Here is a 6,082-nt window from a genome sequence, read left to right on the forward strand (position 1 = left end):
TCGAACAGGCTCGCGCGGGGGTTCCGAGCGACCGGTCCTAGCCGGCGTCGAGGCTCACCAGCCGCTGTCCGGCCGCGGTGCGGATCTCATATCCGGCGATCTGGTCCATGTGCATCGAGGAGCCACCCGCGACGGTGGTCATGCCGGAGTCGTGGCCGGGTACGGCCCAGCTGGTCACGACCTGTTCCGAGCCATCGCGGCCAATGGCGACCAGGCGGCAGGAACGGGCCCCGGCGCTGTCCTTGATCTCCAGGACCACATCGCTGCCGTGCTCTTCGTCCTGGGCCGTGACCTGGGCCCACACGCCGGAGTGCGGGTCGGTCGCCGCCATGACCTGCGCCGTGGGGGTTTCGGCGCCGCTCGCGTGACCGGCGTACAGGGCGACCCCGGGGCCGGCCACGGCGAACACCACCGAGGCGGCCAGACCGAACAGGAAGCGCCGGTGGCCGACCCGGCGCCGGGCGGCCACCGCGTCCAGCAGGCCGTCCAGCAGCCGGGGCCCGGGCTGCGCCACGGGGTGCACGAAGCGCGGCGTAGCGCGCCGGTACAACATCAACTGGCGGGCCGTGGGACCGAATTCGGTCACGTGTGCCGTGCACTGCGGGCACTCCATGAGGTGGTCCTCGAAGCGGAAAGCCTCCGCCTCGTCGAGCACGCCGAGCGCATAGGCGCCGACGTCGCGATGCCGTTCCAGGGACCTCATGCCGAATCCTCATGCCGATGGGTGCGGGTGGGGTTGCTCCTTGCTCCCACCCGTACGCACCGGACAGCCGAATCACTCAAGGCGTGCACAGAATCCCAGCCAACAGATTCGTAACGGTAGTGCCCCCGGATTGGTCCGGCCGGGAAAAAAGTTCAGAACAGATGGATGGCGAGGTGCCCGAGCGGCAGTCCCAGCCGCCAGGCGGGCGTCCAGACCTTCGGTCCCTCGTCCTCGCCGAGCACCGGTCCACCGCCCGGCACCGCGTCCAGATCGGGCGCGAGCAGCTCGGTCTCCTCCAGCCACCGCCAGGCGTCCGCGGCCAGCGCCAGGTCCGGCGACGGGGTGTCCGCCTTCGCCGTCTCGGCGGCGAGCTCGGCCATGCGCTCGCCCACCCAGTCCTGCCAGGGCTGGTCGTACGCCGTCAGCGACAGCCAGGTCTCGAGCTGGGTGACGACCCGGATGCCGGAGAGTTCGCCGTCGGTGTCGGACAGGAAGATGGTCAGCGCCAGCGCGTCCCGGCCCGCCCGGAACTCGAAGGACGTCGGCGGCATCAGGTCCCCGGTGCGCAGCAGCTCGTCGGCGATGTACTCGGCGTACAGCCACGCCATGGGAACGGCCAGGTCACCGCCGCCGGCACCGTCCGTGCTCTCTTGGCCTGTGTGCAGCATCCCTTCCTGCCTTCCTCCGGTCCGTGCGGTACGCGCGCGCGTCGCCCGGACCCCCGGTCCGGAACACGGATGAAGACAGCTGATTGCCCAACCGGGGTCCTCAGCAAGGCGCTTTGCCAACACTTTGCCTCGGGGATGTTTCATCGCAGGTCGGCCGCGTAGCCCGGGAGCACCCGGCGCAGGGCGCGCAGCGCGTAGTAGGCGCGTGACTTCACGGTACCGGGCGGAATCCCGAGCGTTTCGGCGGCCTCCGCAACACTCGCCCCGCGGAAGTACACGAGCACCAGGACTTCACGGTGCTCGGGAGTGAGTGTCTTCACAGCCTCGCGCACGTCGAGCGTCGCGGCCGCCCGTTCGGCGTGGTCGCCGATCACCCGGGCGTTCTCCAGGACCGCGTCACCCACCTCGGGCGGCCGTGCCTGCCGGGCCCGGCGGGCGTCGATGGCGAGGCGCCGGCCCACGGTCAGCAGCCAGGGCCGTACCGAGGCGAAGTCGTCCGCGCGCAGCGCCTCGGGATGCTGCCAGGCGCGTACCAGGGTCTCCTGCACGAGGTCCTCGGCGCGCTGCCGGTCCCCGTCGCACAGCCTCAGCAGCAGTGCGAAGAGCGGTCGGCCGTGCTCGCGCTGCAGCGCGGCGAGCTCGTGCTCGGCGGTCGTCGTCCCGGTGGGCAGGGTGGTTCCGGCCGTCATGGCCGTATGGCACCGCAGGGCGGGGCCGGGGGACAGGGGGCGTACGGGGATCTGCGACGGACGGTCGATCGCGTCGACGAACGGTTCGACGAACGGTCCGCCCCGCTCCCGTCACGACACCGGACGGGTCAATGAGGGTGCGGTAGCCGTTTGGGGCGCCATCCAGCTTCGTACCTATTTGTAGGTAAATGCGACAACTGTGGGGTGAGCTGATGATCGCACGCAGGCAGCAGGTGGCCTGGGCCCTGACCGCGCTTCTCGCGGGCGGCGCCGCCTGTCAGGCCCAGGCACGGCACGAACCCGGCCGGCCGGGGCGGCCGGCGCCGCCCGCGGCCGCCCGTGGCTTCACCCTGGTGGCTTCCGGCGACATCGTGCCGCACGGTTCGGTCGTCGACCGCGCCGGTTTCGACGCCGGTGGCCACGGCCGTGACTTCCGTCCCATGCTGGCCGCCGCGCAGGGCGCCGTGTCGACCGCGGACCTGGCGCTCTGTCAGCTGGAGGCCGTCAACGGCGCCGACCCCGGCCATGCCGGGCAGCGGGCTTCCGAGGCCCCGCCGGAGCTGGCCGCGGGTCTCGTCGCCACCGGCTACGACAGCTGCTCCACCGCATCGGACCACGCCCTGGACAACGGCCCGGCCGGCATCCGGCGCACCCTGGACGCCATGGACGCGGTGGGCCTCGGGCACGCGGGGACCGCACGCACCGATGCCGAGTCGCGTACCGCCACGCTCCTGCGCGCGGGCCCGGCCAAGGTCGCCCACCTGGCGTACACGTACGCCGGCGACGGCACCGTGCTGCCCCCCGGACAGCCCTGGGCGGTCGGCCTGATCGACGAGGGCCGCGTCCTCGCCGACGCCCGTGCCGCCCGGCGGGCCGGCGCCGACGTGGTCGTCGTCTGTCTGCACTGGGGCACCGCGGGGCAGGAGGCCCCCGACCGGCGGCAGCTCACCCTCGCCAAGCGGCTCACCGCCTCGCGCACGAACGGCCGCCCCGACATCGACCTCGTCCTCGGCAGCGGCGCCCACGTCCCGCAGGCCTACGAGAAGGTCAACGGGACCTGGGTGGTGTACGGCACGGGCGACCAGGTCACCGGCGAGACACCCGACGACGAGGGCGCCCGGGACCTGCGCGCCAACGAGTCCACCCTGGCCCGCTTCACCTTCCGCCCGCCCACCCGGACCGGCGGCCGCTGGGAGGTGACCGCCGCCGAGTTCGTCCCGCAGATGTACGACCTCGACGCCGGCCGGGTGGTCGACCTCGACCAGGCGATCGCGGGCGGCGCCGACCTGACCGGCGTGCGCGACGCGATCCGGGACACGGTGCTCAGCAGGGGCGCGGCCAAGGACGGGCTGATGATGGGTCACTAGCGCCGCGCGAGTTCCGACCGCTTGTACGAGTAGCCGAAGTAGACCACGCAGCCGATCAGGAACCACACGGCGAACCGCACCCACGTCTGCCACTGCAGGAACGTGATGAGCCAGAGGGAGAAGACGACGCCCAGCGCCGGTACGAACGGCATCCAGGGTGTGCGGAAGCCGCGCGGCAGGTCCGGCTGCCGGTAGCGCAGCACGATCACCGCGGTGCACACCACCACGAACGCCAGCAGGATGCCGATGTTGGTCAGCTCGGCCGCCTCCGCGATCGGGATGAACCCGGCGATGACGGCCGAGGCGGCCCCGACGATCCAGGTCACCCGGGTCGGCACGTGCCGCGTCGGATGCGTCTTGGCGAACCACTCGGGCAGCAGTCCGTCGCGGGACATCGCGAACCAGACCCGGGTGACCCCCAGCATGAACGTGAACATGACGGTCAGGATGCCGATGATCGCCCCCACCGCGATCACGTTCGCGAGCCCGGCCAGCCCGACCGACTTGAACGCCGTGGAGAATCCGCTCTCCGGGTCGATGCTCTTGTAGTTCTGCATGCCGGTAAGCACCAGGCAGGCCGCCGCGTACAGGACCATCGAGATCGCCAGCGAGTAGATGATCGCCTTCGGCATGTGCTTCAGGGCGTCCTTGGACTCCTCGGCCGCCGTCGACATGGCGTCGTACCCGAAGACCGCGAAGAACACGGTCGCCGCACCGGTGAACGCCCCACTGATCCCGAACGGGAAGAACGGGTGGTAGTTCGCGCTGTTGATGTGGAACACACCGACCCCGATCACCAGCAGCACCACCAGCACCTTCAGGGCGACCACGAACGTCTCGAAGCGGGCGGCGCTGCGGATGCCGAGGTTCAGCAGCCAGGCGATCAGCAGGCACAGGACGGCCGCGAACAGATCGACCCGGTGTCCGCTCCCGGTGCCGGGCGCGCCCAGCATCCACGCGGGCAGGTTCGCGCCCAACTGCTCCACCAGGAAGCTGAAGTACCCGGAGATGCCGATCGCGACCACTGCCACGATCGCGGTGTACTCCAGCAGCAGGTCCCAGCCGATGAACCACCCCGGGAACTCACCCAGCACCGCGTAGCCGTAGGTGTAGGCCGACCCCGCCTTCGGGATCAGCCCCGCGAACTCGGCGTACGACAGTGCGGCGCACGCACTGGCCAGACCGGCGATGAGGAAGGAGACCAGGACCGCGGGGCCCGCCGTGCCGTTGGCCACCGTGCCGGCCAGGGTGAAGATGCCCGCACCGATGATGCCGCCCACACCGATCGCGGTGAGTTGTCCCAGGCCGAGCGATTTCTCGAGGCGGGGACCCTCGACGTGCTCGGTCTCCTCGATGTGTTCGATGGGTTTGCGGCGGAGAATGCCCTCACCCGTGCGCAGCTTGGCCATGCGCCTCACCTCTTCGCCGATCGTAACGGCTGACCGCGGATCATGCTGGCTCAGCTGCCCGGGTTCGCCCTTCGAGGCGGCCGGCGGCGGAACGGCGGCCTCCCTGTGACGGCTTCCCCGTCCCGCCGGATCTACGGCACGACCGTCACCGGCCACCGTCCGGCCTTCACCAGCCGGATCGCCACCGAGCCGACGATGCGGTGGCCGGCCTGTTCCGAGGCGCCGACGACCACGGCGTCGGCCTTGAGGTCGTCCGCCGCCTTCACCAGGCCGTTGAAGGGGTCGCCGCGGAAGGTGTGGAACTCCCAGCGGATGTCGTACAGGCCCTTGAGGCGCTCCGCAGCGTCCCGGACATGGGCGACCAGACCCTGGGCGATCTCGTCGGTCGTGTCCGCCACCGGGACCCCGAGGGCCGCGCTCGCCGACATCACCGGCTGGACGTACACGACGGCGAGCAGGGCGTGCTGCCGCCGCGCGAGACCAGCCGCGTAGGCGGCGGCCCGGAGGGAGGTTTCGGAGCCGTCCACGCCGACGACTATGACCTTCGGCCCGTCGGTGCCCCGTTCGAACTGGTGGGCGTGCTGTTCCGTCACGGCCGTCAGGCTATCGGAGCCCCCGACTCCGCCGACCGCCCGGCCCGGACGCCGCCCGCACCGGACGACCGGATGCCACCGGGTCCCGCGTACGGCGGCGCGCGGCTGCGCCGGGCGGGTGCATTCGTGCCGCCGCACCGGTGTCGTTCTGGTGTGCCGAAGCCGGCCGGGCGACTGATGAGTCATGACGAAGGACCAGTTGTTCACGCGCCGCCGGGCCCTGCTGGCCGGTGCCGCCGCCGTGGGGGCCGCCGGGACGGCCGGACTGTTCGTCGCCCGGACGGGCGGCGGGGAACCCGTGCGCGGTGGTGCCGCGCCCGCCGGCGGCCCGCAGGCACGCGCCGCGCTCAGACCGTCCGCCTACCGTCTGCAGCCCCTGACCGGATACGGTCCCCCGCGCGCCCGGCCCCGGCCGCTCGCGGTGCGCAGCGAGCCCATCCTGGAGTTCCCGGTGCGCGGCCGGACCATGGTGCTGACCTTCGACGACGGACCGGACCCCCGCTACACCCCGGACATCCTGGACACCCTGGCGCGCTACGACGTCCGCGCGATGTTCTTCGTGTGCGGGGAGATGGCCGTCGACAACAAGGAGCTGCTGGCCAGGATGGCCGACGAGGGGCACCTGGTCGGCAACCACACCTGGACCCACTCGT

At 71.7% G+C, this 6,082-nt stretch carries 7 protein-coding genes; 2 read left to right on the top strand and 5 right to left on the bottom strand.

Going from position 1 to position 6,082, the window contains the following annotated elements; translation table 11 throughout:
- Positions 1-37: 37 nt before the first annotated feature.
- The 3 genes from ACWC21_RS32820 to ACWC21_RS32830 all read right to left on the bottom strand — a co-directional run bounded on the left by ACWC21_RS32820 (position 38) and on the right by ACWC21_RS32830 (position 2,060).
- Entirely contained in the window at positions 38-703 is a 666-nt protein-coding gene (locus ACWC21_RS32820; protein ID WP_450887151.1) for a zf-HC2 domain-containing protein, read from the bottom strand.
- 152 nt (positions 704-855) lie between these two features.
- Positions 856-1,371 (bottom strand): hypothetical protein, encoded by a 516-nt coding sequence (locus ACWC21_RS32825; protein ID WP_450887153.1) that lies wholly within the window; start codon positions 1,369-1,371, stop codon positions 856-858.
- A gap of 140 nt (positions 1,372-1,511) precedes the next feature.
- Positions 1,512-2,060, bottom strand: a complete 549-nt coding sequence (locus ACWC21_RS32830; protein ID WP_450887155.1) for a sigma-70 family RNA polymerase sigma factor — start codon at positions 2,058-2,060, stop codon at positions 1,512-1,514.
- A 212-nt stretch (positions 2,061-2,272) separates the two neighbouring features.
- Between ACWC21_RS32830 and ACWC21_RS32835 the strand changes: the two genes are divergently transcribed.
- Complete coding sequence (locus tag ACWC21_RS32835) at positions 2,273-3,427, top strand: CapA family protein (protein WP_450887157.1); 1,155 nt, start codon at positions 2,273-2,275, stop codon at positions 3,425-3,427.
- Here the strand turns inward: ACWC21_RS32835 and ACWC21_RS32840 are convergent.
- Together ACWC21_RS32840 and ACWC21_RS32845 are read right to left on the bottom strand one after the other, a co-directional pair.
- Entirely contained in the window at positions 3,424-4,836 is a 1,413-nt protein-coding gene (locus ACWC21_RS32840) for an amino acid permease (protein ID WP_450887158.1), read from the bottom strand. The genes ACWC21_RS32835 and ACWC21_RS32840 overlap by 4 nt on opposite strands.
- Positions 4,837-4,967: 131 nt before the next feature.
- Entirely contained in the window at positions 4,968-5,429 is a 462-nt protein-coding gene (locus ACWC21_RS32845) for a universal stress protein (RefSeq protein ID WP_450887160.1), read from the bottom strand.
- Positions 5,430-5,613: 184 nt separating this feature from the next.
- On the opposite strand from ACWC21_RS32845, the gene ACWC21_RS32850 reads away from it, so the two are divergent.
- Positions 5,614-6,082 (top strand): polysaccharide deacetylase family protein (locus ACWC21_RS32850; protein ID WP_450887162.1); only part of this gene is annotated, 469 nt, incomplete at its 3' end.

This window comes from Streptomyces sp. NPDC001348 (assembly GCF_053597535.1).

What these genes read in the sequence shown, in the direction of transcription:
- ACWC21_RS32840 (WP_450887158.1), bottom strand. Translation starts at nt 4,836, where the DNA reads ATGGCCAAGCTGCGCACGGGTGAGGGCATTCTCCGCCGCAAACCCATC.
- ACWC21_RS32825 (WP_450887153.1), bottom strand. Translation starts at nt 1,371, where the DNA reads ATGCTGCACACAGGCCAAGAGAGCACGGACGGTGCCGGCGGCGGTGAC.
- ACWC21_RS32835 (WP_450887157.1), top strand. Translation starts at nt 2,273, where the DNA reads ATGATCGCACGCAGGCAGCAGGTGGCCTGGGCCCTGACCGCGCTTCTC.
- ACWC21_RS32830 (WP_450887155.1), bottom strand. Translation starts at nt 2,060, where the DNA reads ATGACGGCCGGAACCACCCTGCCCACCGGGACGACGACCGCCGAGCAC.
- ACWC21_RS32820 (WP_450887151.1), bottom strand. Translation starts at nt 703, where the DNA reads ATGAGGTCCCTGGAACGGCATCGCGACGTCGGCGCCTATGCGCTCGGC.